This is a genomic window from Streptomyces sp. HD (genome assembly GCF_028369295.1).
In the GTDB taxonomy this organism is placed as follows: Bacteria; Actinomycetota; Actinomycetes; order Streptomycetales; family Streptomycetaceae; genus Streptomyces.
This window is the reverse complement of sequence record NZ_JAQMYP010000021.1, coordinates 107,815-131,462: the sequence shown is the minus strand read 5'-3', so window position 1 is coordinate 131,462 and position 23,648 is coordinate 107,815. Positions and strand designations below refer to the sequence as shown.

Genomic DNA, 23,648 nt, shown 5'->3' with positions numbered 1-23,648 from the left:
CCCTGTCCGGCTGCCCCCGTATGCTACAAGTTGCGCTGCGGGCCTGCGCACCTCAGACGTAGCAGGCTGCGCTCGCATCTGTTGTATGTCCCCTCGGTTGTCGAGGCGCCACCGGTATTTCTGTGGCGCTTCCTAGGCTGTCCGGCTTCTTCAGAGCGATACGGGCTCCCGGCGTAGCAGTACCTACGACTTCAATGTCCGTACCGGAGCCCTTTCCCACATGACGAGCAGCACCGAGACCACCGCCACCACCCCGCAGGTAGCGGTCAACGACATCGGTAACGAGGAAGCCTTCCTCGCCGCGATCGACGAGACGATCAAGTACTTCAACGACGGCGACATCGTCGACGGCGTCATCGTGAAGGTCGACCGGGACGAGGTCCTGCTCGACATCGGTTACAAGACCGAAGGCGTTATCCCGAGCCGTGAGCTCTCGATCAAGCACGACGTCGACCCCAACGAGGTCGTCGCCGTCGGTGACGAGATCGAAGCCCTTGTTCTCCAGAAGGAGGACAAGGAAGGCCGCCTGATCCTCTCGAAGAAGCGCGCCCAGTACGAGCGTGCCTGGGGCACCATCGAGAAGATCAAGGAAGAGGACGGGATCGTCACCGGCACCGTCATCGAGGTCGTCAAGGGTGGTCTCATCCTCGACATCGGCCTCCGTGGCTTCCTCCCGGCCTCCCTGGTCGAGATGCGCCGTGTTCGCGACCTCCAGCCCTACGTGGGCAAGGAGCTTGAGGCCAAGATCATCGAGCTGGACAAGAACCGCAACAACGTGGTCCTGTCCCGCCGTGCCTGGCTGGAGCAGACCCAGTCCGAGGTCCGCCAGACGTTCCTCACGACCCTCCAGAAGGGTCAGGTCCGCTCCGGTGTGGTCTCCTCGATCGTCAACTTCGGTGCCTTCGTGGACCTGGGTGGCGTCGACGGTCTGGTCCACGTCTCCGAGCTCTCCTGGAAGCACATCGACCACCCGTCCGAGGTTGTCGAGGTCGGCCAGGAAGTCACCGTCGAGGTCCTCGACGTCGACATGGACCGCGAGCGCGTCTCCCTGTCGCTGAAGGCGACCCAGGAAGACCCGTGGCAGCAGTTCGCCCGCACCCACCAGATCGGCCAGGTCGTGCCCGGCAAGGTCACGAAGCTGGTTCCGTTCGGTGCGTTCGTCCGCGTGGACGAGGGCATCGAGGGTCTGGTCCACATCTCCGAGCTGGCCGAGCGCCACGTGGAGATCCCGGAGCAGGTCGTCCAGGTCAACGACGAGATCTTCGTCAAGGTCATCGACATCGACCTGGAGCGTCGTCGCATCAGCCTCTCGCTGAAGCAGGCCAACGAGGCCTTCGGCGCCGACCCGGCCACGGTCGAGTTCGACCCGACCCTGTACGGCATGGCCGCGTCCTACGACGACCAGGGCAACTACATCTACCCCGAGGGCTTCGACCCCGAGACCAACGACTGGCTTGAGGGTTACGAGACCCAGCGCGAGGCGTGGGAGCACCAGTACGCCGAGGCGCAGCAGCGCTTCGAGCAGCACCAGCAGCAGGTCATCAAGAGCCGCGAGGCCGACGCTGCCGCTGCCGCCGAGGGCGGGGACGCCGCGGGTGCGGCTCCGGCCGCCGGTGGTGGCGGTTCGTACTCCTCCGAGGGTGCGGACACCTCCGGTGCGCTGGCGTCCGACGAGGCGCTTGCCGCGCTGCGCGAGAAGCTCGCGGGTGGCCAGAGCTGACGCTCACTGAGCCGTAGGTTCTGATCTGAGGGGCCGTACCTTTCGAGGTGCGGTCCCTCAGTGTTTTGTGGGTTGAGATCTGGCTGCGGCCCGGTGGGGGCCTGTCGCGCAGTTCCCCGCGCCCCTGAAGACGGGCGGCGTTGTCCGTGCCGTTCATATGATCTTGGCCTCCTCCTCCGGGAATGCCCACGCCGGTAAGGGCGTTGTGATGTACGGACACGAGGAGGAGCGGTCACTGTGCTTGATCCGCAGGGTTTGTACGCGTGGGAGCCGAAGGGGCTGGCTGTCGTCGACATGGCGCTGGCCCAGGAGTCGGCCGGTCTTGTCATGCTCTACCACTTCGACGGATACATCGACGCGGGCGAGACCGGCGACCAGATCGTCGACCGGATCCTCGACTCGCTGCCCCACCAGGTCGTCGCCCGCTTCGACCACGACCGGCTGGTGGACTACCGCGCCCGTCGCCCGCTGCTGACGTTCCAGCGCGACCGCTGGGCCGGCTACGAGGACCCCGCCATCGAGGTGCGGCTCGTGCAGGACGCCACCGGGGCGCCCTTCCTGCTGCTGTCCGGGCCCGAGCCGGACGTGGAGTGGGAGCGCTTCGCCGCGGCCGTCAAGGAGATCGTGGAGCGGCTCGGGGTCCGCCTGTCCGTGAACTTCCACGGCATTCCCATGGGCGTCCCGCACACCCGCCCGGTCGGCCTCACCCCGCACGGCAACCGCACCGAGCTCGTCCCGGGCCACAGCAGCCCCTTCGACGAGGCGCAGGTGCCCGGCAGCGCCGAGTCCCTCATCGAGTACCGGCTGATGGAGGCCGGACACGATGTGCTGGGCGTCGCCGCGCACGTTCCGCACTACATCGCGCGCTCCCCGTACCCGGACGCGGCGCTGACCGTCCTGGAGGCCGTCACCGCGGCCACCGGGCTCGTCCTGCCGGCCGTCGCGCACTCCCTGCGCACGGAGGCGCACCGCACGCAGAACGAGATCGACCGCCAGATCCGCGAGGGCGACGACGAGCTCACCAACCTCGTCGAGGGCCTGGAGCACCAGTACGACGCCGTCGCCGGCGCCGAGTCCCGGGGCAACATGCTCGCCGAGCCGGTGGACATCCCGTCGGCGGACGAGATCGGCCGCGAGTTCGAGCGGTTCCTGGCGGAGCGGGAAGGCGACAACTGAGGGCCGAACCGGCCTGCCGGGTGGTGATGTCAGTGGCAGGGCCTAAGCTGCGGCACATGTTGAAGGTGGGCCTGACCGGCGGCATCGGTGCCGGCAAGAGCGAGGTGTCACGGCTGCTCGTCGAGTGCGGAGCCGTGCTGATCGACGCGGACCGGATCGCGCGGGAGGTCGTCGCGCCCGGTACGCCTGGTCTCGCCGCCGTCGTGGAGGCGTTCGGCGAGGAGGTACTCGCCGGGGACGGCAGCCTGGACCGGCCCAAGCTGGGCTCGATCGTCTTCGCCGACCCGGACCGGCTCGCCGTACTCAACTCGATCGTGCACCCGCTCGTCGGGGCCCGCTCCCGTGAGCTGGAGGAGGCCGCCGCCGGGGACGCCGTCGTCGTGCACGACGTCCCGCTGCTCACGGAGAACGGGCTCGCGCCGCTGTACGACGTCGTGGTCGTCGTCGACGCCGACGACGAGACCCAGCTGGACCGGCTCGTGCGGCTGCGCGGCATGACCGAGGAGGACGCTCGCGCGCGGATGGCCGCGCAGGCGACGCGTGAGAAGCGCCGGGAGATCGCGGACATCGTGATCGACAACGACGTACCGCTGGACGTGCTTCAGCGGCGCGTGAAGGACGTGTGGGACGAGCTCGTACGCAGAGCGCACACGGAGGAGGGCCGGGCCGACGGGGTGCAGGGGAGCCCACAGTCCCGGGCGCCCCGGGCGCCCCAGGAATAGCGGCGCGCGGGTCGCGCGTTGAACTCGGCCAGCGAGGGAAGGACTCTGCCGTGCCCGAGACCAGCGGTTCGACCGGACGTACTCCGGAGACGCATGTCATCGACTTCCGTGCCGCCGAGCAACTGCTCGACGCGCGGGACCCGCGGGGCGCGGTGAAGCTGCTCGACGGGGTCATCGCCATGCACCCGGAGAACACCGCCGCCCGACTGCTGCGCGCGCGTGCCTTCTTCGCCGCCGCTCAACTGCGGCCCGCCGAGCTGGAGTTCACCATCGTGCTGGAGCGCGAGCCGGACAACGCCTTCGCGCACTTCGCGCTCGCCCGGACCTACGAGCGTCAGGGCAGACCCGACCAGGCCAAGCGGCACTTCCGGCTGGCCGCCGCGCTCGATCCGAACCCGCAGTATCTCAAGGCGGCACGGTTCGACGCGTGAGCGGCCACGAGGAGGACCGGGGGTGACGGCTCTCCGGTGCGGCGAGAGGGAGTGCCCGGCGTCGCGACGCCGCGGAGATCCATCAGAAGCGCCCTAGGGGTGCGGGTCGCGCGGTGGTGGCGGCCGGTAGGGGCGGTCCTCGGGCGGACGGTACGGCGGTATGTCTCGGCCCGGCTGGTAGTGCGGGCCCTGGCGGATGTGTCTGAGGACCATCGCCATGTCGACCGTGATCACCAGCCACAGCACCGCGCAGGCCGCCGCCCAGCCGGGACGGCCCGCGAGCGTGAACGCGACGGTGCCGAAGATCGCCCAGACCAGGCCCCACACGCACAGCCAGAAGCGGGCCCGCAGTGCACTGCGTGCCGTCACCGGCTCACTGCCCGTACGCATCGGAACCATCACTCCTCTTTGAAACGTACTCCTCGTACTCCTCGCAGGGGGCCTCGTGCTGCCGGACACCGATGACCTCGCCGAAGTGCTCCTCGACCTCCAGGTACCCCACGAGGACATCAACGACCTCGTTCGGATGGGCCGGCGGGTGACGGACGACCCGGAGCTGCGCGGGTTCCTTGAGCGGTCCGTCGACGAGCTCGTCCGGGGGATGGGGCAGGTCGGCGGCCCGGTCGACCTGCCCGACCTCGACTGGGCCGCGGGCGCCCTGCAGCGCTGCTTCCCGGTGTACGTGTTCGTCGCGGCGCTGCCGTCCACGCGCGCGTACCACCGTGAGCGGGGCGTCCCGGCCGACGTCTCCCGGCGCACCCTCGCCGACCTCGGGCGGAACATGGCCGTGTTCCGCAGACGGTACGGCCGGGCGGGAGTGCAGGCTCCCTGGTGGCTCGTCCACCACTTCCGCGGCGAGCTGTACCAGCTGGGCCGGCTCCAGTTCGAGCGGGCGCGGCTCGGACAGCGGACGGGGACCAGGCTCGCGGCGGCCGGAGCCGACGTGGGTCCGGCCTCGCCCTGCCTCAATCTGCACGTCCCCGACTTCCACGGGCCGCTGTCCCCGGCCGCCGTCGACCGGTCCCTGGCGCTGGCCCGGGAGTTCTTCGCGCGGCACTTCCCCGAGGAGCGGTACCGGGTGGTGACCTGCCACTCCTGGCTGCTGGACGGGCAGCTCGCGAAGTACCTTCCCGGGGACTCCAACATCGTCCGGTTCCAGGGGCGTTTCCGCATCGCCCGCGAGGACCGGGAGCCGGCCGACACCGAGCCGGTCCAATTCGTCTTCGGTGACCCGGAGTTGCCGATCGAGAGCCTGCCGCGGCGCACGGCGGTCGAGCGGGCCGTCGGGGACCATCTACGGGCGGGCGGCCACTGGTACATCGGGCACGGGTGGCTGCCGTTCGACGGGACCGGGTGAGATTTCCGTCGGTAATTTCGCTCGTACGGCGATGAGTTCGGCAGCGGGCGTCGGTCTACCTCCCTGACAGCACCACGGACCGCTGAACACAGGAGACCCCCATGTCCGAGACCACCGCCCCCGCCTCTGCCTCCCGCACCGTCATCGCCGAGTCCGCGACCCCGCGTGGTCGCCGGGCCCGTATCGCCCTGCGCGGACTGCAGATTCTGCTCGCTCTCTTCTACGCGATCGCGAGCGCACTGCCCAAGCTGATCGCGCACCCGTCGGCGGCCGAGGGCTTCGACCAGCTCGGCTGGGGCAGCGCGGGGATGTACACCATCGGGGCACTCGAACTGGCCGGTGCGATCGCGTTGTTGATCCCGGTGCTGCAGTCGGTGGCGGCGACGGCGTTGAGCGCGCTGATGGTGGGGGCGTTCGTCGTCACGATCACCGCGTTCGACGGCGAGAACGCGGCGACACCGCTCATCCTGATCGTGCCGCTCGCCCTGATCGCCTGGGCGCGGCGGAGCTCCAACGCGGATCTGCTGCGACTGGTACGGCGGCGCGCGTGACCCGCCGTATGTCACTGTCCGTGCGGTCGGCCCGCTCCACCGCTCATGAGTCCGCGCAGGCGTTCCAGCTCGCGGCGGTCCCGCTTGGTGGGCCGGCCCGTGCCGCGGTCGCGGATGCCGGCCGGGGCGACGGCCTCGCGCGGCGGGGGAGGGGGCGAGTTGTCGACAAAGCACTGGGCCGCGACCGGCGCGCCGACCCGCTTGCGGATGAGCCGCTTGACGATGACGATCCGCTCGCGGTTCTCCTGCCGCAGGCGCACCTCGTCGCCGATGCGCAGGGTGTGGGAGGGCTTCACGTTCTGGCCGTTCACGCGCACGTGCCCGCCCTTGCAGGCGGTGGCGCCCAGGGAGCGGGTCTTGACCAGGCGTACGGCCCAGATCCAGCTGTCGATCCGCACGGACTCGCCGTTCTGCGCACCGGCGGCCTCGGCGGCGGCCACGGCGGCGGCGATCTTCGGGTCGACGGCCTGCTCGGCCTTCGCCGCCTCCGGCCGTGCCGTCTCGGGCGCGTCGCCGGTCGTCTCCTCGTCATCCTCGGAAGCCATGTCTCGACCTTAGCCCTCGTAGGGAGACCTTGGCCGCCGTAAAAACCCGCCACGGCCTTACGGTGGAGCCGTGGACGCCCTTGCTGAGCTCGACCGGCGGATCGCGGGCTGCCGGGCCTGCCCGCGGCTGGTCGCCTGGCGTGAGGAGGTGGCCCGCACCAGGCGCGCCGCCTTCGCGGACCAGACGTACTGGGGCCGGCCGGTACCGGGCTTCGGTCCGCCGGACGCCCGGCTGCTGATCGTCGGGCTCGCTCCGGCCGCGCACGGGGGCAACCGCACCGGCCGGATGTTCACCGGCGACCGCTCCGGGGACGTGCTGTACCAGGCGCTGTACGACGTGGGCCTCGCCTCACAGCCCACGTCGGTCGCCGTGGGCGACGGTCTGGAACTACACGGCGTCCGCGTCACGGCCCCGGTCCACTGCGCGCCGCCCGCCAACAAGCCCACCCCGGGGGAGCGGGAGACCTGCCGCCCCTGGCTGGTGCGGGAGCTGCGGCTGCTGCGGCCGACGGTGCGCGCGCTCGTCGCACTGGGCGCCTTCGGCTGGCAGGCGACGCTGCCCGCGCTGGCGGAGGCGGGGTGGCGGGTCCCCCGGCCACGACCGGCGTTCGCACACGGGGCGCGGGTCACGCTCGACGGGCCCCACGGCCAGGATGGCCCTGACAGCCCTGACAGCCCTGACAGCCCTGACAGCCCTGACAGCCCTGACAGCCCTGACAGCCCTGACAGCCCTGACAGCCCCGATAGCCCCGGCAGTCCCGACAGCCCCGACAGTCCCGGCAGGCTGGATCTCTTCGGCTGCTTTCATGTCAGCCAGCGCAACACCTTCACCGGCCGGCTCACCCCCGCGATGCTGCGGGACGTGCTCGGCGCGGCGGCGGAGGCAGCCGGGCTGAAATGAAGAGGCGAGGGCGGTCGTACGGGCGTTACGGTGCCCCGATGGCTCTCATTCACCACACCACCCTCAAGCCCACCAAGCTGGAACTGCTCACGTCCTGGATGCCCACCCGCCCCTGGTACCAAGGGGGCGCGGGCGAGCCGGAGTTGACCAAGGCGGGTGGCTTCCGGCTGGACGACCCGGAGGGCGAGGTGGGAATCGAGTTCATGGTGGCCACCGATGGCCCCGGAACCGGCGCCGTCGCCTACCTGGTGCCGCTCACCTATCGCGGCGCACCGCTCGACGGCGCCGAGCATGCCCTCGTCGGCACCATGGAGCACGGGGTGCTGGGGCCGCGCTGGGCCTACGACGGGTGCCACGACCCGGTGCTGGTCGCCCAGTTGCTGGCCCTGATCGAGGGGCGGGTCGAGGCGCAGGCGCAGAGCATCACCGACGAACTCGACCGGGAGGTCGTCCGTTCCTACACCGGTGACGGCCCCCTCTCCCGGGACTTCGGCAGCACGGCCACCGACGACCAGGAGGGCACCGTACTGACCGGTCCACAGGGCCTCACCCTCCGCCTGAACCGTGTTCTGCGCCCCGCTTCGGACGGCTCTCCGCTGCTGCCGCCGGGGGCGACGGGACATGTCGAGGGCGCTTGGGGCCTGCCCGACGGCAGCCGCGCCCGGGCGGTGTTCGCCGCGCTGCACACCGCCGCACGGGCCTGACCGCCGTCGCCGTTCCCGCGGGCGCCGCCGTCCTCGTATGGCGCCGTCGGCAGTAACCACAGGCGGGCCCGCAGAGTTGTCGGCAGCGTGTCTCAGGCCAGCGACCACGCCCGTCCGACGTCCGACGCCGCCGCGGAGCAGTCCGTGCTCCCTGCCTCTCCGGCCCCGCCCGGGCCCGAGGAGGCCCGCGGCATGGACGTCGCGGTGGTGGGCGTGGGGGTCCGGCTGCCCGGTGGGATCCGGTCGCTCGACGGGTTGTGGGCGGCGCTGTCGGAGGGCCGGCACCTGGTCGGGGAGGTGCCGGACTGGTCGCCGCCGCAGGCACGGAGTCCGTCATGGGCGCGGTCCCGCTGTGCCGGGCCGGACTGGGATCGGCGGTGAACGACGCCACCCGCCAGGTCGGAGCCGCACTCGGCGTCGCCGTCCAGGGCTCGGTCCTCAGCACGGTGGTCACCGACCGCCGGCCCGTGGCGTCGGCGGCCGCGCCGACCGCCGTACTGCCGCCGACCCCGGCCGCCCGGCAGGCGTTCGTCGACGGCCTCACGGCGACGGCGGTGACGGTGGGAGCGGTCACCCTGGCGGCGGCGCTCGCGGTCATTCCGTGGCGGAGCGTGATGCCGCGGGGCGCGGAGTCGCGTGAGGAGCTTTGAAGAGATCCCTGAGATGAGGCTTCGTGGGGGTGCTCTGAGTAGGTGGTCTGAGGAGGTGCTTCGAGAAGGCCCCTTGGCTACGGGATTTCCTCGGCCGCCGCCTCCCCGAAGAGCTGCCGTACCGTCGACCGGTAGTTGGTGCGCACGTGGGCGAGGGCGTGCGCACGGGCCCGGGCCGGGTCGCCGGAGGCGATCGCCTCGTACAACTCCCGGTGTTCGACGAGGAGTTGGGGCCATTCCTCGTTGCGCCGGGTCATCCAGCGCAGTCGGCCCGCGACGGGTTCCAGGGCCTCGATCAGCAGGCTGTTGCCCGCCATGGCCACGATCCGGTCGTGCAGCCGGCTGTTGACGTCCGTGATCGTTTCCGCGTCCCCCGCCTCGGTGGCGGTGGCCGCCTGGTCGAGGAGCCGTTCGACCTCGGCCAGGTCGTCCGGCGTCGCACGGGACGCCGCCAGCCCCGCCGCGTACACCTCCAGCGCCTCGCGCAGCTCGAAGAGCTCCTTGACATCGGTCGGAGTCAGTCGCCGTACGACGATACGGCGCGGTGTCTCGAAGTGGACGAAGCCCTCGGCGACCAGCGCGCGGATCGCCTCTCGGACCGGCACGCGGGAGACGCCGAAGCGGTCGGCCAGCTCGCGCTCGACGAGCCGGTCGCCGGGGCGGAGGCCGCCCGCGATGATCTCCTGCCGCAGCTGGGCCAGGACGCGCTCGCGGACCGCGCCCAGGGGTTCGATCTTCGTCGTGGAGCTCATGGGGCCATCTTCGCCGACTCCGGGCGTGTTGTGGCTCCGGGGCTGCTTTACGGACCGTTAACAAGAACGACATCGGTCAGAACTGTTGACGGCGGGACCATGTGCGCAGTTTGGTATACCAAACGCCCCCCATGGTAGAAGGCAGCCCCTGGGCGGCCCTCCATAAGCAGTCCTCCGTCCCCTCGCTCCTGGAGGCCCCGTGTCTCTCGCCGACCGTGCCGAAGCCACCGGCACAACAGCGTTCGTCCCCGATCCCCGGCTCACCAACGAAGACCTCGCGCCCGCGGGCAAGCGCAACTGGAAGGTCTTCGACCTCTTCGCCATGTGGATGTCCGACGTCCACAACCTCGGCAACTACACGTTCGCGGCCGGCCTGCTGGTCCTCGGCATGAACGTATGGCAGGTCTTCACGTCGCTGCTCGTCGGCTTCGTGCTGATCTACATCGGCATGAACTGGATGGGGAAGATCGGCCAGCGCCACGGCGTCCCGTTCCCGGTCGTCAGCCGCATCAGCTTCGGGGTGTGGGGCGCCAACATCCCCGCCCTCATCCGGGCCGTGATCGCCATCATGTGGTACGGCATCCAGACCTATCTGGCGTCCGTCGCCGTCAACATCATGTTGCTGGCCGCCTGGCCGGGCCTGGAATCCTGGACGCACGGCTCCTTCCTGGGTCTGCACCCGCTCGGCTGGTGCAGCTTCATCGCCCTGTGGCTGCTCCAGGCGGCGATCATCAGCCGGGGCATGGAGTCCGTCCGCAAGTTCCAGGACTTCTGCGGTCCGGCGATCTGGATCGTGATGATCGCCCTGGCGGTCTGGATCCTCGCCAAGGCCGGCTGGACGATCTCGCTCACCTCGACCCCGAACCCGGTCTCCGTCGGTGAGCAGTGGCGGCAGTGGTTCGGCGCGATCGGGCTGATCCTCGCCACGTACGGCACGCTGATGCTCAACTTCTGCGACTTCTCGCGGTTCGCGCCGGACTACCGGAGCGTCAGGCGCGGCAACTTCTGGGGTCTGCCCATCAACTCCACCGCCTTCGTGGTCGTGTCGGTGATCGTCACGGCCGGCTCGATCGAGGTCTTCGGCAAGGCGATCACCGAGCCCGCCTACCTCGTCGCCGAGATCGGCAACACCTGGGTGCTGGTGCTGGGTGCCCTGACCTTCGCCATCGCCACCATGGGCGTCAACATCGTCGCCAACTTCGTCTCACCGGCGTACGACCTGGCCAACGTCTGGCCGCAGAAGATCACCTTCAAGGTCGGCGGCATGATCAGCACGGTGGCCGCGCTGGTCGTCACCCCCTGGAACCTCTTCTCGAACCCGACCGTCGTCAACTACTTCCTCGGCGGCCTCGGCGCCTTCCTGGGCCCGCTGTTCGGCGTGATCATGGTCGACTACTACCTGATCAAGCACGGCCGTGTGGACGTCGACGAGCTGTTCTCCGCCGAGCCCGGCTCCCGCTACTACTACCGCAAGGGCGTCAACCCCAAGGCGCTGTGGGCGTTCCTGCCGGCGGCGGGTGTCGCGGCCGTACTCGCCTTGGTGAAGACGTTCAGCGAGGTGGCGCCGTACTCCTGGTTCATCGGGACGGCGATGGCGGCGGGGCTGTATCTGCTGCTGTGCCGTGACGAGCGCGCCGCCGCCGACAACTCCGTGCCCGACAAGCCCGTGGAGGTATGAGCGGCGTGCGAATCGTCGTCACCAACTGCAACACCACGCAGGAGATGACCGAGGAAATCGTGCGAGGTGCCCGGGCCGCGGCAGGCCCGGGCACCGCCGTGACCGGGCTGACCCCGGGGTGGGGTCCGGAATCGGCGGAGGGCTGGCTCGACAGCTACCTCTCGGCGGCGGCGGTGATGGACGCGCTGCGGACATACGACGGCCCCGCCTACGACGCCGTGGTCATGGCCGGTTTCGGGGAGCACGGACGGGAAGGCGTCCGGGAGTTGGTGGACGTGCCGGTCGTCGACATCACCGAGGCGGCGGCGCATCTGGCCTGTCTGCTGGGTCGGCGGTACGGCGTCGTGACCACGCTGGAGCGGTCGTGCGGGCAGATCGAGGACAGCCTGGAGACCGCCGGGGTCGGCCGCAACTGCGTCGCCGTGATCGGTACCGGGCTCGGGGTGCTGGAACTGGAGGACGCCGAGCGCACGGAAACCGCCTTCCTGGCAGCCGCCGAACGGGCTCGGGAGGCCGGCGCCGAGGTCCTGGTGCTGGGGTGCGCCGGGATGACCGGGCTGCAGCGGGCGGTGGGGGAGAAGCTGGGGGTCCCGGTGGTGGACGGGGTGGGGGCGGCCGTCAAACTCGCCGAGTCATTGGTGCAGTTGGGGCTGAGGACGAGCCGGGTCGGGGGGTATGCGAGGCCGTTGCCCAAGCGGCGGGAGTGGGGGCGCCTCAGGAGTGGTCGGGGGTGATCAGGGCGCATCGGGGGTGATCATGAGAAGCGATCTAGGGGTGATCAGGGGCGATCAAGGACGATCGGGGGTGAGCCGACCGGGGAGTGTCTCCGGCCCGCCCCCTCCGTCATGGCCGTACGCGCGCCTCACTCATGTGCCTCCCCGGTCGCTCCGCCCCGCCCCCCAGGCGAACCGCACGTCCGGCTCGCGCTCCTCGTTGCCGCTGCCGTCCGTGTGCTCGACGGCGACGAAGCCGTGCCGTTCGTAGAAGCGGTGGGCGGGCTTGTTGACCTCGAAGGTCCACAGGCTCAGCCCGCCCGGGCGACGCCGCTTGGCGAGGCCGACGAACTCGTCGCCGATACCGCGGCCCCGCCAGTCGGGGTCGAGGTAGAGCTGGGAGACCTGGTCGGCGTCGAGCACCATGAAGCCCACGACACGGTCCTCGGCATCGGCCACCCAGGTCTCCTGCAGCGGCACCACCACCTCCCGGAACCAAGCCCGCACCTCGTCGTCGGAGTGCGCCCGGACGACCGTCGGCAGCGCGGCGGCGAACGACCGCAGCCAGATGTCGGCGACGGCACGGGCGTCGGTGGCGGTGGCGCGGCGGAGTGCGACGGAGCTCATGACCGCGCGTCTTCGTCGGGCCCCTCGGGAACCACGGCCGTGGCCGTGATCTCCACCAACTGCCCCGTGTATCCGAGGCAGGCAACCCCGAGCAGCGTCGACGAGTGAGGGCCGATGCTGAGTCCCGACGCCTCGACGACGTCCCAGACGGCGGACAGTACCGCGGTGTCACCGCTCACCACGTACACCTCGGTCGCGACGACATGCGCCAAGTCACTGCCGACGGCGCGCAGTTGCTCCCCGAGGTTGGCGATCACCTGCTCGGCCTGCCGCACGGGATCCCCTTCGCCCACGAGCTTCCCGTCGGCGTCGAGCGGCACGGAACCGGCGAGGAAGGCGAGCTTCGTGCCGGCCTCGACGACGGAGGCGTGGGAGTAGGTGGGGGGCGGGAAGAGGGCGGGACTGGTGACGCGGCGGATCATGCGGGCTCCTGAGCAGTCGGGCGGATGCGCCGGCACAGCGGGACGGCGACGCGGTCGGTGGGCGACCTCCGATCATTCGTGCCCGCGCTGCCCCTCGCATCCGAATTTCCGCCGTCAGCCGGAGCCGCCCAACCGCCGTTCGCACTCGCGCGCAAGGTCCGGAAACGTCTTGGCGATGGCCGCGTAGACCCGGCGGCGCAGCAGTTCCTCGGCTGCCGCGCGCCCGGTGCGTCCGCGCAGTCCGGCCAGGGCGTCGTCGTACCGGATCAACCGATGGCGCAGGTAGTCGACCTTCCACCGGTCGAGCACGCCGGGCTCGGTGCTGTCGACCGAGGCGGGAGACGCCACATGTCCCCGGCGCCACAACGTCCGTTCCTCGTCCAGACGGTTGCGGTACTCGACCGCCAGCGCGGCCAGCCTGTCCGGAGTCAGCCGCGGGACGTCAATGGGCTCCGCCGCGATACGCGCCAACACCTCCCGCCGCCTGCGCAGAGCCGCGTCCCGTGCCGCAGCGGATCGCCGCGCGGCAACCGCCGAAGCACCCCGGAACTCCTCGCTCCGCTCGGCGGCCTCGACGCGCTCGATGCTGTAGAGGCGGGTCTGCGTGGCGGAGCGGAAGTGCGGGTGCGAGCGCAGCAGATCGGGTTCGCCCAGCAGCTTGCGCACCATCGCGGGCGTCCAGCCCCGGGCCCGCAGCCCGGCTGCGGAGAGGTGCGTCTCGTGCGTCGTCATCACTGGTTCCCCCGTCGTCGTGACACTGAGTGACGACTTCATTGATAACGCGCACCACTGACAACGGCCCCGGCACGACCGTCGAACCAGGGAATCAGGCGGCGAGCCCGATCAGCCGTCGGCCGCGGCCGTGCTCAACTCTCCGGACCGTCAGGGGCCCTCCGACCGGCGGGGGGGGGTGCCCCGTTCCCGGGGAGCCCGGTGCTCGGGGTGCTCGGGGTGACGGAAGGTCGATCAGGTCGCTGACGTTCGCCACCTCCTGCAAGGTGCGCGCCAGCGACACCAGCGTCTCCCGTACCGCCGCGATCTCGCGGCGCAGGGCGTCGGAGTGCTCCCACTCCCGTTCGTGGGCCACCGGGTCGCGCCCCGCCGGCCGCTGGGACTCGTAGGCCGTCAGGCGGGGATGCCACTGTGCGAGGACCGGCCGCAGAACCCGGTTGAGGACCGTCACGGCCAGGACGCCGAAGCTGACGTGGCCGGGGGCGAGGGGCGGGGCGACGTCGGGGCCGTAGCGGCGGAGGATCTCGCGGGTCGTGTTGAAGAAGGTGTAGAGGGAGGACAGCGCCTCGCGCAGGAAGCCCTCGTCGGGGTCGAGCTCCTCCACCGACACGCGCGTGACCAGCTCCAGGTACAGCTCCCAGGCCGCGCTGCGCTCCGCGTCGGCCGGCTCCCACATGCCGGATATCTCGCCGACGAACGGAATCGTGAGCTTGGCCGTGATCTGCGACGGACCGCTCGGTCGACGTCGCCTGCGCTCCCTGTGTCCCATGATCGCCCTCCCCGGTACCCACAGTAGGGTAAGTCGCCGTGTGGGACGTCTTCCTCAGCTACAGCCGCGGTGATGTGGAGCGGGTTCGTCCGCTCGCGCGGGCGCTGCGCGACGGCGGGCTGGAGGTGTTCACGGACGAGACCGGGGTCGCGTCCTTCGCCGGCATCAGCGAGACCATCCGCCGCGAACTGGCCCGCTCCAAGGCGCTGCTGGCGTTCTACTCCACCGGCTACCCCGAGCGCGAGGCCTGCCAGTGGGAGCTGACCACCGCCTATCTGGCGGGACTTGGGGAGGGCGACCCGCGACGCCGGGTCATGGTGGTCAATCCGGAGCGGACCACGGACCACATCCACCCGGTGGAACTGCGCGACGCCCGACACGCCTCGCCCGACGACCTCGCGGCCCTCGTCACGGACGTACGCGCGCACGTGACCAGTCTCGACGCCCCCATGGAGACCGCGGAACCCGGCGTACGCCGCCGGCTGCTGGGCACCCCGCGGCCGCGCCCCGACTTCCTGGGCCGTCTCTCCGAGCTCTGGCAGGTGCACTCCGCCCTGCACGCGCACGCCGCACCGCTGGTCACCGGCCGTGCCGCCGCGCACGCCGTACAGATCCGCGGTATGGCGGGCATCGGCAAGACCCTGCTCGCGCAGGAGTACGCCCAGCGCTTCGAGGCGGCGTACCCGGGCGGTGTCTGCTGGGTGAGCGGTGAGGCGTACGAGGACTCGCTGCGCGCCCTGGCGACGAACGGCCCGGACGACCTGTTCGCGCACTTCGACGCCATCGGCGAACCGTTCCTCTGGATCGTCGACGCAGCCCCCGCCCACCGGCTCCCCGCGCGCGAGATCGCCGCCATGGCCGCACCGCACCCCCTCGGCCACACCCTTTTCACCCTCCGCAGCCGCGCCTACGACACCCTCGGCACCCCGGTCGACCTGGGACCGCTCGACGCTCCCCACGCGCGCGTGCTGGCCGGCGGCGACGAGGCACTGGCCGGCGCGGTCGACGGCCATCCCCTCGCCCTGGGCCTGCTGGGCCGTGCGGTGCGAGCCGGCCACCACGCCGACACGCTCTACGACCGGTTGCACGCGCGGGGCAGGTCCCTCCTCGACGCCCTCGCCGACGAGGACGTCACGGGCTCCGTCGTACGGGACGTGGACACGGCGGACGCCGCCGACGTCCTGCGCTGCGCCGCCGCCCTGCACCCGTTGCCCCTGACCGCCGACGACGCGGCACACGTGCTGGCCGTCGCGGACGGCGTCCCCCGGATCGTCGCCGGCCGACGCGCCGCGAACGGCGTCCGCGAGCTGCGCGCCCGCAGCCTGCTGACACCGGCGGCCGACGAACGCTGGTCCCTCCACCCGGTCACCGAGCACGCCTGGCACCACCACGACCCGTCCCCCGCCCGCACCGAGGCCCTCAGGCACGCGGCCCTGCGCACCCTGTGCGGCAGCCGCGACCCGGTTACGCTGGCCTTCCCCGGTAGCCGGAGGGAGGCACCCATGGCAGCGCCCAGCGAGTCGGAGCGGATGGCCGCCTACGACATCCAGGTCGAGCTGGTCACCCGCATCGGCGTGCAGGAACTGGCGCCGGGCACGGGGAGCCTGCGCGAGGCGCTGGCCTCTCTGAAGTCACTGATCGACTTCACGCGGGCGACGCTGCACACGTACAGCATCGGTCTGGAGCGCGGTACGGAGACCGGGGCGCCGACCGTCCACAGCCTGGCGTACACGCTGATCAACGACACCATCCGCCCCTTCACCAGCACCTGGCACCCACGCCTCGCCGCGTACGAGGCCCGCTGCCCGGCCGACACCGCACCGCTCGACCATGAGACGGCGTGGGCGGAGGCCGAGGCGATGAGGGCGGAACTGGCGGGCCTGCGTGAGCCGTTGCTGCGGATCGCCGAGGCGCTGGGCGGAATCTCCGGAGCGGACTTCGGAGTTGCGGCGACGGGGTGAGGCTGCCGCGGAATGGCGCCTGCGCGGGGTGACGCCGCCACGGGACGACGGAGCCGCGCAGCCGGGCGTAATTGCGTAGAGGCCCGCCACTCGGCTCCGTACGCTGCACCCCATGTCCGCTCTCGACGACACGGCCTTCCTCGACACCACCGCCGACCGTCTGGCCGCCCTTCCCACCGTCAGGGCCGTCGCTCTCGGTGGCTCCCGGGCCCAGGGCACGCACAGGTCCGACAGCGACTGGGACCTGGCCGTCTACTACCGGGGCGCCTTCGACCCCGCCGATCTTCGCGCGCTCGGCTGGGAAGGCGAGGTCTCCGAGGTCGGGGGCTGGGGCGGGGGTGTGTTCAACGGGGGTGCCTGGCTGACGATCGACGGACGGCGGGTCGACGTTCACTACCGCGATCTCGACGTGGTGGAGCGGGAGTCGGCCGAGGCGGAGGAAGGGCGGTTCCGGGTGGAGCCGTTGCTCTTCCACCTCGCGGGGATCCCCAGCTACCTGGTCGTCGCGGAGCTGGCGATCAACCGCGTCCTGCGGGGGTCTCTCCCGCGTCCGGCGACCTATCCCGAGAAGCTTCGCCACACGGCACCCGAGCGCTGGTACGGCGCAGCCCGCGCCACCCTCGCCTACGCCAAGGCCAACCACGCCCCGGCGGCCCGCCTCACCGAACTCGCCGGCGCGCTCGCCACGGCCGCCGTGCAGACCGGGCATGCGGTGCTGGCGGCGCGGGGGGAGTGGGTGACCAATGAGAAGCGGTTGCTGGAGCGGGCGGGGCTACGGGGTGTCGACGGTCTCATCGGGGCGCTGGGGGCTCGGCCGGAGGGGACGGGACTGGTCGTGGCCGAAGCGGAGGAGCTCTTCGCGCGGGCAGTGGAGGCGGCGGGGGCGGGCCGCGCCTGACGGGGACGGGGCAGGACGGGAGTCGTGGCGTTCCCGTCCCGCCGGCGATTGCGTTCATAAAGAACGTGGCGTTTCCAAGCATCGTCACATCCCCGAAACGTCAACGTCCCATCCTCACCAATCCCCCGCCCTACCGTGGACACCACGGGCCGCACCCCTGACGGCCCCCCAACCGCCCGGCCACCGTCGCCCGAAGGCACCCACCCCCGCCCCTGGGGCCCTGTCGTCAGATTCCCGCCTGCCCGGCGACGCCTGGCACGCACGCTCGCCCATGCTCGAAATACCTCGCGCGGGGGGCCCATCGCCGCCGCCGGGCCCGCCCTCCGGGCGGACGACGGGAATCTGACGACCGGGCCTCGCCCCGACAGGAGCCCCGTGTCCCGCCCCGCCCGTACCGCCGTCCTCCGACCGCACCTCCCGCCCTGGCTCGCCCACACCCTCCGCACCCAGCGCGGCCCGGTCCCCTGGAGCGCGGTCACGCGCGGGGCGTTGGCCGCCGGGCCGCTTCTGGTCGTCGCTGTCCTTGCCGACCGCACGTCCCTCGGTGTCGTGGCCGCCATCGCCGCCATGCTCGCCGGTATCAACGACCGCCCCGGCAGCCGCCGTGCCTCCGTCAAGCGGCTCGGGGTGCCCGCGCTGGCGGGCGCCGGCGGGCTGTTGACCGGGACGTATGCCGGGGACCAGGTCGGGGCCGTTCCACTGACCCTGCTGCTCACCGGTCTCGGGCTCGTCGCCGGCGGTATCAGTGCCGTCGGACCGGTGGCCTCCGGTGCTGGTACGCAGGTTCTCGTCGCCGCTGCCATCGGGGCCGGGATGCCGTTGCCGGAGAGCGGGTGGCAGCGGGCGATCGCCTATCTCGCCGGGGCCGTCTGGCTGCTGGCGTTGCGGCTGGCGCTTCCCACGCCCGGTTCCCTCGCCGGGGACTTCCGGTTCGACGGGGAGCGGGACGCGGTGGCGGAGGTGTACGACGCCATCGCCGAGTTGCTCGACGCCGTGGGGACCGACGGCGCCACCGCCCGCCGCGCCGCGCTCACCGCAGCCCTCGACCATGCCCAGGACGCGCTCACCGGGCCCCGGCTGCGGCGCTACGCCTCCTCGTCCGCCGAGCGGCGGTTGCACGCGCAGTACGCCGCCGCTCTTCCCCTCGGCGAGGCCGCCACCGCGCTCGCCTGGGCGGCGGAACCCGTGCCGGGCCGGGCCGCCGAAGGGCCGCGCCGCCTCGCCGCCGCCGTTCGCGACAACACGCACACCGGCCCGCTGCCCGCGCCCTCCCGTTCCGCACCCGCCCTGCGCGCCCTCGACGACGCCCTGCTGCATGCCGCCGAGGCCTTCGACCGGGGCAGGGGTGCCGGCGACCTGCACACCCGGCGTCGTACGGCGAAGGATCTCGCCCGGTCCGTGGTCGGGGCCGGCGGGCGGGAGTACGGCCTGCGCGTCGCCCTCTGCTTCGGGGCCAGCGCCGGTATCGCCCAGGCGCTGCACCACACCCAGTGGTACGGGCAGCACGAGCACTGGTACTGGCTCCCGGCCACCGCCGTCTTCCTCGTCAAGCCCGATCTCGGGCCGCTCGCCTCCCGGGTGCTGTGCCGGGCCGCGGGCACCGTACTGGGCGCCCTCCTCTTCGCCGGGTTCGCGGCTGTGCTGCCCCGGCCGGAAGGGCTCATCGCGCTCGTGGCGCTCAGCGGCGCCCTCATTCCCGTGGCCACCAGGCACTTCGCCGCCCAGACCGCCGTGGTGACCGTCCTCGTGCTCGCCCTGGTGATGGTGGGCGGCGAACCGCAGGCCTCCCTCAGCCGGATCGGGGAAACGCTGCTGGCCTGCGCGATCGTGCTCGTCGTGGGGCATCTGCCGATGCCGGGCCAGCGGGGCGGGGGCGTACGGGCCCGGCTGGCCGCCGCCAACCGGGCCGCACACGCCTATCTCGCCCATGTGCTGAACGAGTCCGGCGCCCGTCACCTCGGCCTCGCCGACGCCGACGCCGACGCCGACGCCAGAGCATGGGCCGCCCCCGACGCCGGTGCAGGTGCCGATGCCGGCGCCGGTCAACATGTCGATACGGCTGCCGACCAGGCCCCTCCCGTCCACCTGTCCCGCTCCGCCGACCGCTCCCTCCGCGTCGACGCCGGTACACGTGCCCATACGGCTGCCGACCACGCCTCCCACGTCCCCCCGCCCCGCTCCGCCGACCCCGCCCCCCACGAGCACCCGCCCCGCCCCACCGACCGCACCCTCCGCTGGACCCTCCGCCGTGAGGCCTACCGCGCTCTGGCCGAGGCGCGTACCGCCATCGCCCTCGCCTCCGCCGAACTGCCCGCGCTCGCCCGGCACGTGGAGGGGGCGGACGAGCTCGCCGACGCCCTGGAACGGCTCGTGGACACCACCACCGCGTGCGCAGTCCACCTGGACGACACCGGTCGGCTCACGCCCCGCCACACCCGCCGCCTCGCCGAGCTCCTGGACGAACTGGCGACGGGACGACGCCGATTGGGCCTGCGCGAACCCGGGATGCCCCTCGCGGTGTGAGGCACCGACCGCCACCTCGGCGGCCCGCGGTCACCCTCCCCACCACCCTCTCCGTCACCCCGACCAACCGGCCCGTCAGGCGCTCCGGGAGCGGCGTCACGGCTCGGCTCTCTCAGTCCCCGACCCGTACCCAGACAGGCGCGTGGTCCGACCCCGCCGCGCCCCGCCGTTCCTGGGGATCGGCCCCCACCGACGGCAGTTCCGGCGAACCGGCCCCCGGCCGCCCCGTCCCCGCCCCGGTCGCCCGGTGGACCAGGCGGTGGCTGCACAGGATGTGGTCGATCAGCTCACGCCGCCCGGAGTTCACCCGCGAGAAGCGCTGCTCGGCGGGTATCAGCGGCGCCACGTTCCACAGGCGGCGCGCGTCGCCCCTGTCGTTCACCTGGAAGCCGGGGGTGCCGATCTCCGAGCCGGGCGGGCCCAGCAGGATCTGGGTGGTCGCCGCCTGGACCTCGTCGTTCAGGTCGCCGACGACCGCCACGTCGTGGTCGCGTCCGTCACCGGCCAGCAGCATGTCCGCCAGTGCGCGCAGCGCCGTGGCCTCCGCGGCCCGCCGGTAGAGGGCGTAGGCGCCGTAGCGGGCCCGTTCGCCCTCGTCCCGCGGGTTGAAACGGTCGCCGGGGTACGACAGCAGCTTCGACTTGAGGTGGGCGACCGCCACCCGCAGCGGCCCGGCCGCCGTGTCCGTCTCCACCGCCAGGAAACCCCGGCCGCTCTTGGACGCGGTGCCGCCCTCGTCGTCCGACTGCACCGCGGCCAGCTCGGCCGGGAACGCGTTCGTGTCGTGCAGCACCCGTAGTTCCGTACGGCTGAGGAAGCCGACCCGGATGCCCCGGCCGTCCCTGTGCTCGGAGAGCGCGACATGCCAGTCGCCGGGCAGCATCCCCACCAGATCCCGCAGGGCCTCCGGCTCCCCGACCTCCTGCACGCCGAGCAGCGTCGGGTCGAGCTCGGTGACCACCCCGGCCAGCGCGGCGAGCTTCGTCTCGTACGCGGCCTTGTCCCTGGGGCCGAACTTGCCGCCGGGCCGGTAGAGGTTCTCCAGGTTCCAGGTGCCGAGGAGCATGCCGGGGTCCCTTCCGCGAGCCGTGGTGGTGAGGCCAGGGTGCTCGTCCGGCCCGTCTCGCGACAGGGCGGTGACGGGATGCGCGGTTCGGCTCACGCGGCGCGACTACATCGTCGTACGTTGGCGTGATGAGTGACTCCCGCGCCGATCTCATCATCACCGGATGCACCGTCCTCCTGCACGACGATCAGGAACGCGTCGGCTTCCAGGAGAACGCCACGATCGTCGTACGAGACGGAGTCATCGAGTCCGTCACCACCGCCCCGGCGGAAGCCGAAGCCCATGCCCAAGCCCAGGTTCGGGCCGGAGCCGGGCAACTCATTGATGCGCGCGGGCAAGTGGCCCTCCCGGGGCTCGTCAACTGCCACACCCACGCGCCCATGGTCGCCCTGCGCGGTGTCGCCGAGGACCTGCCCATCGAGGAGTGGTTCAACGACGTCGTGTGGCCGATCGAGTCCAACCTCACGGAGGAGGACGTGGCGTTGGGGGCGCGGCTGGCCTGTGCCGAGATGATCCGCGGCGGCGTCACCTGCTTCGCCGACCACTACTTCTTGATGGACGCCGTCGCCGCCGTGGTCGAGGAGTGCGGGATCCGGGCGCATCTCGGCGAGACCTACTTCTCCTCCCAGGGACCCCAAGGGCGGGAGCGGTCACTGGAGTTCGCGCTGCGGCAGCGCGGCGCCGCCGACGGACGTATCACCACCGCCCTTGCCCCGCACGCTCCCTACACCGTGGACGACGCCGATCTGGCCGCCACCGCCGAACTCGCCCGTGAGCACGGCCTCCCCGTCCACCTGCACGCCTCCGAGAACCGCGACCAGGCCGACACCAGCCTCGCCCGCCACGGCGTCACCCCCGTCGAGGTCCTCAGGCGCACCGGAATCCTCGACACCGACGTCCTCATCGCCCACGGCACCGGCATCCTCGACCGCGACCTGCCGGCCCTGCGGGACGCCTCCGGCCGCATCGCCGTCGCCACCGCGCCCCGCGGCTACCTCAGGTTCGCCTGGCCCACCACCACACCGGTACGCGCCCTGCGCGACATCGGCATCCCCGTCGGCCTCGCCACGGACGGCGCCGCCTCCAACAACTCCCTGGACGTCTGGGAGGCGATGACCCTCACCGCCCTCATCCAGAAGTCGACCACCGGCGACCCCCGCTGGCTGACGTCCCGCCAAGCCCTGCACCACGCCACCCTGCAGAGCGCCCGCGCCGTCGGACTGGAGGACTCCATCGGCGCCATCGCGCCCGGCCGCCGCGCCGACATCATCCTGGTCGACCTCACCGGCCCGCACACCCAGCCCGTCCACGACCTCGCCGCCACCCTCGTGCACAGCGCCCGCTCCTCCGACGTCCGCACGACGATCGTCGACGGCCGGGTCCTGATGCGCGACCGGGAGCTGCTGACGATCGATGTGCCCGACGTCGTCAGGGAGTTGGGGGAGCGGCTGCCCGCGCTCATGGACCGCAGTCACGGCAAGCGCATCCAGGACTACGACGCCCAGGACAGGTCCTAGGCTCATCCGCATGGATCTTGCCGACGGCCTCATCGACCACCCGTACGACGTGTACAGGCGCCTGCGCGACACCGCGCCGGTCCACCGCATCGCCGGTCCCGACGGCAGCCCCGCCTGGCTCGTCACGCGGTACGACGACGTACGGGAGGCCCTCGCGGACCCGAGGCTGTCCCTGGACAAACGGCACGCGGCGCCCGGCACCTACCGAGGCCTCGCGCTGCCGCCCGCGCTCGACGCCAACCTCCTCAACATGGACCCGCCCGACCACACCCGCATCCGCCGCCTGGTCGGCCGAGCCTTCACCCCGCGCCGCGTCGACCGACTCCGCGCTCCCGTACGGCGGACCGCCGACCGTCTCCTCGACGCCATCGGCCCGCACGGCACCACCGACCTGATCGCCTCCTACGCCGCGCCCCTCCCCATCACCGTCATCTGCGACCTCCTCGGCGTCCCGGACGAGCACCGGCGCGACTTCCGGGAGTGGACCGACACTCTGGTCGCCCCCGACCCGGCGCGACCGCAGGCCGCGAAGGAGGCGGTCGGGGCGATGCTCGGGTTCTTCAGGCAACTGCTCGCGGACAAGCGCGGGGAACCCGCCGACGATCTGCTCTCCGACCTCATCGCGGTACGCGACACGGACGGCGACGGCGACGGCGACCGGCTCAGCGAGGACGAGCTGATGTCCCTCGCCTTCCTCATCCTGTTCGCCGGGTACGAGAACACCGTGCAGCTCATCGGCAACGCCGTGCTCGCCCTGCTCCGGCATCCGGAGCAACTCGCCGCCCTGCGCGCGGACCCGTCGCGGATCCCGGCGGCCGTGGAGGAGCTGGCGCGCTACGACGGCCCCGCCCTGCTCGCCATCCGCCGCTTCCCGACCGAGGACGTGACCATCGGCGACGTCACCGTCCCGGCCGGCGACACCGTCCTGCTCTCCCTCTCCGCCGCCGACCGCGACCCCGCCCGCTTCCCCGACCCCGACCGCCTCGACCTCGGCCGCGACGCCTCCGGCCATCTCGCCCTCGGCCACGGCATCCACTACTGCCTCGGCGCGCCCCTGGCCCGCGCCGAGACCGAGATTGCCCTCGCCGCGCTACTGGAGCGGTACCCGGAAGTCACCCTGGCCGACGACACCGGTCCGCGGTGGCGCCGCTCACTACGCGCGCGCGGCCTGGTCTCGCTGCCGGTGGCGTACTCCGCGGCCGAAAAGAACTCCTGAAATTCCCCCGCCCGGCG

Annotated in this window: 25 protein-coding genes; 17 read left to right on the top strand and 8 right to left on the bottom strand. The window is 71.9% G+C overall.

What is annotated here, in order from left to right:
• The first annotated feature begins 220 nt into the window (after window positions 1-220).
• From rpsA to POF73_RS21585, 4 genes are all read left to right on the top strand, one after another.
• Window positions 221-1,720: a 30S ribosomal protein S1 gene (gene rpsA, locus POF73_RS21600; RefSeq protein WP_272117882.1), complete on the top strand. Its 1,500-nt coding sequence runs from the start codon at window positions 221-223 to the stop codon at window positions 1,718-1,720.
• Between the two features lie 237 nt (window positions 1,721-1,957).
• Window positions 1,958-2,896: a PAC2 family protein gene (locus POF73_RS21595; RefSeq protein ID WP_272117881.1), complete on the top strand. Its 939-nt coding sequence runs from the start codon at window positions 1,958-1,960 to the stop codon at window positions 2,894-2,896.
• Window positions 2,897-2,952: 56 nt separating this feature from the next.
• On the top strand, window positions 2,953-3,618 hold the full coding sequence (coaE, locus tag POF73_RS21590) for a dephospho-CoA kinase (RefSeq protein ID WP_272117879.1): 666 nt from the start codon (window positions 2,953-2,955) through the stop codon (window positions 3,616-3,618).
• A 50-nt stretch (window positions 3,619-3,668) separates the two neighbouring features.
• Window positions 3,669-4,049 (top strand): tetratricopeptide repeat protein, encoded by a 381-nt coding sequence (locus tag POF73_RS21585; protein ID WP_190070552.1) that lies wholly within the window; start codon window positions 3,669-3,671, stop codon window positions 4,047-4,049.
• Window positions 4,050-4,142: 93 nt separating this feature from the next.
• On the opposite strand, the gene POF73_RS21580 is transcribed toward POF73_RS21585, so the two are convergent.
• Window positions 4,143-4,448 carry a DUF6343 family protein gene (locus POF73_RS21580; protein ID WP_272117875.1) on the bottom strand — a complete coding sequence of 102 codons (306 nt, stop codon included), beginning with the start codon at window positions 4,446-4,448 and terminating at the stop codon, window positions 4,143-4,145.
• A gap of 46 nt (window positions 4,449-4,494) precedes the next feature.
• Between POF73_RS21580 and POF73_RS21575 the strand changes: the two genes are divergently transcribed.
• The gene (locus POF73_RS21575; RefSeq protein ID WP_272117873.1) at window positions 4,495-5,406 is read left to right on the top strand and encodes an acyltransferase domain-containing protein; all 912 of its coding nucleotides are present in this window, start codon (window positions 4,495-4,497) and stop codon (window positions 5,404-5,406) included.
• A 101-nt stretch (window positions 5,407-5,507) separates the two neighbouring features.
• On the top strand, window positions 5,508-5,957 hold the full coding sequence (locus POF73_RS21570) for a DoxX family protein (RefSeq protein WP_272117871.1): 450 nt from the start codon (window positions 5,508-5,510) through the stop codon (window positions 5,955-5,957).
• 11 nt (window positions 5,958-5,968) lie between these two features.
• Here POF73_RS21570 and POF73_RS21565 read toward each other — a convergent pair whose 3' ends face one another.
• Window positions 5,969-6,502, bottom strand: a complete 534-nt coding sequence (locus tag POF73_RS21565) for an RNA-binding S4 domain-containing protein (protein ID WP_272117869.1) — start codon at window positions 6,500-6,502, stop codon at window positions 5,969-5,971.
• A 70-nt stretch (window positions 6,503-6,572) separates the two neighbouring features.
• Here POF73_RS21565 and POF73_RS21560 point away from each other — a divergent pair, with 70 nt between their 5' ends.
• The 4 genes from POF73_RS21560 (at window position 6,573) to POF73_RS21545 (ending at window position 8,757) form a co-directional block, all read left to right on the top strand.
• Window positions 6,573-7,403, top strand: a complete 831-nt coding sequence (locus POF73_RS21560; RefSeq protein ID WP_272117867.1) for a uracil-DNA glycosylase — start codon at window positions 6,573-6,575, stop codon at window positions 7,401-7,403.
• Between the two features lie 38 nt (window positions 7,404-7,441).
• Window positions 7,442-8,107: a maltokinase N-terminal cap-like domain-containing protein gene (locus POF73_RS21555; protein WP_272117865.1), complete on the top strand. Its 666-nt coding sequence runs from the start codon at window positions 7,442-7,444 to the stop codon at window positions 8,105-8,107.
• Window positions 8,108-8,194: 87 nt separating this feature from the next.
• Window positions 8,195-8,488, top strand: a complete 294-nt coding sequence (locus POF73_RS21550) for a beta-ketoacyl synthase N-terminal-like domain-containing protein (RefSeq protein ID WP_272117863.1) — start codon at window positions 8,195-8,197, stop codon at window positions 8,486-8,488.
• A complete protein-coding gene (locus POF73_RS21545) occupies window positions 8,443-8,757 on the top strand; it encodes a hypothetical protein (RefSeq protein WP_272117861.1) in 315 nt (104 codons plus the stop codon). Before POF73_RS21550 ends, POF73_RS21545 begins: the two co-directional genes overlap by 46 nt.
• A 77-nt stretch (window positions 8,758-8,834) precedes the next feature.
• Here POF73_RS21545 and POF73_RS21540 read toward each other — a convergent pair whose 3' ends face one another.
• A complete protein-coding gene (locus POF73_RS21540; RefSeq protein ID WP_272117859.1) occupies window positions 8,835-9,509 on the bottom strand; it encodes a GntR family transcriptional regulator in 675 nt (224 codons plus the stop codon).
• 199 nt (window positions 9,510-9,708) lie between these two features.
• On the opposite strand from POF73_RS21540, the gene POF73_RS21535 reads away from it, so the two are divergent.
• Both POF73_RS21535 and POF73_RS21530 read left to right on the top strand, forming a co-directional pair.
• A complete protein-coding gene (locus POF73_RS21535) occupies window positions 9,709-11,187 on the top strand; it encodes an NCS1 family nucleobase:cation symporter-1 (RefSeq protein ID WP_272117857.1) in 1,479 nt (492 codons plus the stop codon).
• A 5-nt stretch (window positions 11,188-11,192) separates the two neighbouring features.
• Entirely contained in the window at window positions 11,193-11,921 is a 729-nt protein-coding gene (locus POF73_RS21530) for an aspartate/glutamate racemase family protein (protein ID WP_272117924.1), read from the top strand.
• A 132-nt stretch (window positions 11,922-12,053) separates the two neighbouring features.
• On the opposite strand, the gene POF73_RS21525 is transcribed toward POF73_RS21530, so the two are convergent.
• From POF73_RS21525 to POF73_RS21510, 4 genes are all read right to left on the bottom strand, one after another.
• A complete protein-coding gene (locus POF73_RS21525) occupies window positions 12,054-12,527 on the bottom strand; it encodes a GNAT family N-acetyltransferase (RefSeq protein ID WP_272117855.1) in 474 nt (157 codons plus the stop codon).
• Window positions 12,524-12,949, bottom strand: coding sequence for a RidA family protein (locus POF73_RS21520; protein ID WP_272117853.1), 426 nt, complete (start codon window positions 12,947-12,949; stop codon window positions 12,524-12,526). The genes POF73_RS21525 and POF73_RS21520 overlap by 4 nt, the downstream gene beginning before the upstream one ends.
• A gap of 114 nt (window positions 12,950-13,063) precedes the next feature.
• On the bottom strand, window positions 13,064-13,681 hold the full coding sequence (locus POF73_RS21515) for a hypothetical protein (protein ID WP_272117851.1): 618 nt from the start codon (window positions 13,679-13,681) through the stop codon (window positions 13,064-13,066).
• A gap of 94 nt (window positions 13,682-13,775) precedes the next feature.
• Window positions 13,776-14,450, bottom strand: coding sequence for a hypothetical protein (locus POF73_RS21510; protein ID WP_272117850.1), 675 nt, complete (start codon window positions 14,448-14,450; stop codon window positions 13,776-13,778).
• Window positions 14,451-14,488: 38 nt separating this feature from the next.
• Here POF73_RS21510 and POF73_RS21505 point away from each other — a divergent pair, with 38 nt between their 5' ends.
• The 3 genes from POF73_RS21505 (at window position 14,489) to POF73_RS21495 (ending at window position 19,832) form a co-directional block, all read left to right on the top strand.
• Window positions 14,489-16,411 carry a tetratricopeptide repeat protein gene (locus POF73_RS21505; RefSeq protein WP_272117848.1) on the top strand — a complete coding sequence of 641 codons (1,923 nt, stop codon included), beginning with the start codon at window positions 14,489-14,491 and terminating at the stop codon, window positions 16,409-16,411.
• 112 nt (window positions 16,412-16,523) lie between these two features.
• Window positions 16,524-17,309, top strand: a complete 786-nt coding sequence (locus tag POF73_RS21500; RefSeq protein WP_272117846.1) for a nucleotidyltransferase domain-containing protein — start codon at window positions 16,524-16,526, stop codon at window positions 17,307-17,309.
• A 375-nt stretch (window positions 17,310-17,684) separates the two neighbouring features.
• Window positions 17,685-19,832 carry an FUSC family protein gene (locus tag POF73_RS21495; protein ID WP_272117844.1) on the top strand — a complete coding sequence of 716 codons (2,148 nt, stop codon included), beginning with the start codon at window positions 17,685-17,687 and terminating at the stop codon, window positions 19,830-19,832.
• Window positions 19,833-19,944: 112 nt separating this feature from the next.
• Here the strand turns inward: POF73_RS21495 and POF73_RS21490 are convergent, their stop codons facing one another.
• A complete protein-coding gene (locus POF73_RS21490; RefSeq protein WP_272117922.1) occupies window positions 19,945-20,898 on the bottom strand; it encodes an endonuclease/exonuclease/phosphatase family protein in 954 nt (317 codons plus the stop codon).
• Between the two features lie 128 nt (window positions 20,899-21,026).
• Here POF73_RS21490 and POF73_RS21485 point away from each other — a divergent pair, with 128 nt between their 5' ends.
• Window positions 21,027-22,415: an amidohydrolase gene (locus POF73_RS21485; protein WP_272117843.1), complete on the top strand. Its 1,389-nt coding sequence runs from the start codon at window positions 21,027-21,029 to the stop codon at window positions 22,413-22,415.
• Between the two features lie 10 nt (window positions 22,416-22,425).
• Window positions 22,426-23,631, top strand: a complete 1,206-nt coding sequence (locus POF73_RS21480) for a cytochrome P450 family protein (RefSeq protein WP_272117841.1) — start codon at window positions 22,426-22,428, stop codon at window positions 23,629-23,631.
• Window positions 23,632-23,648: the final 17 nt, after the last annotated feature.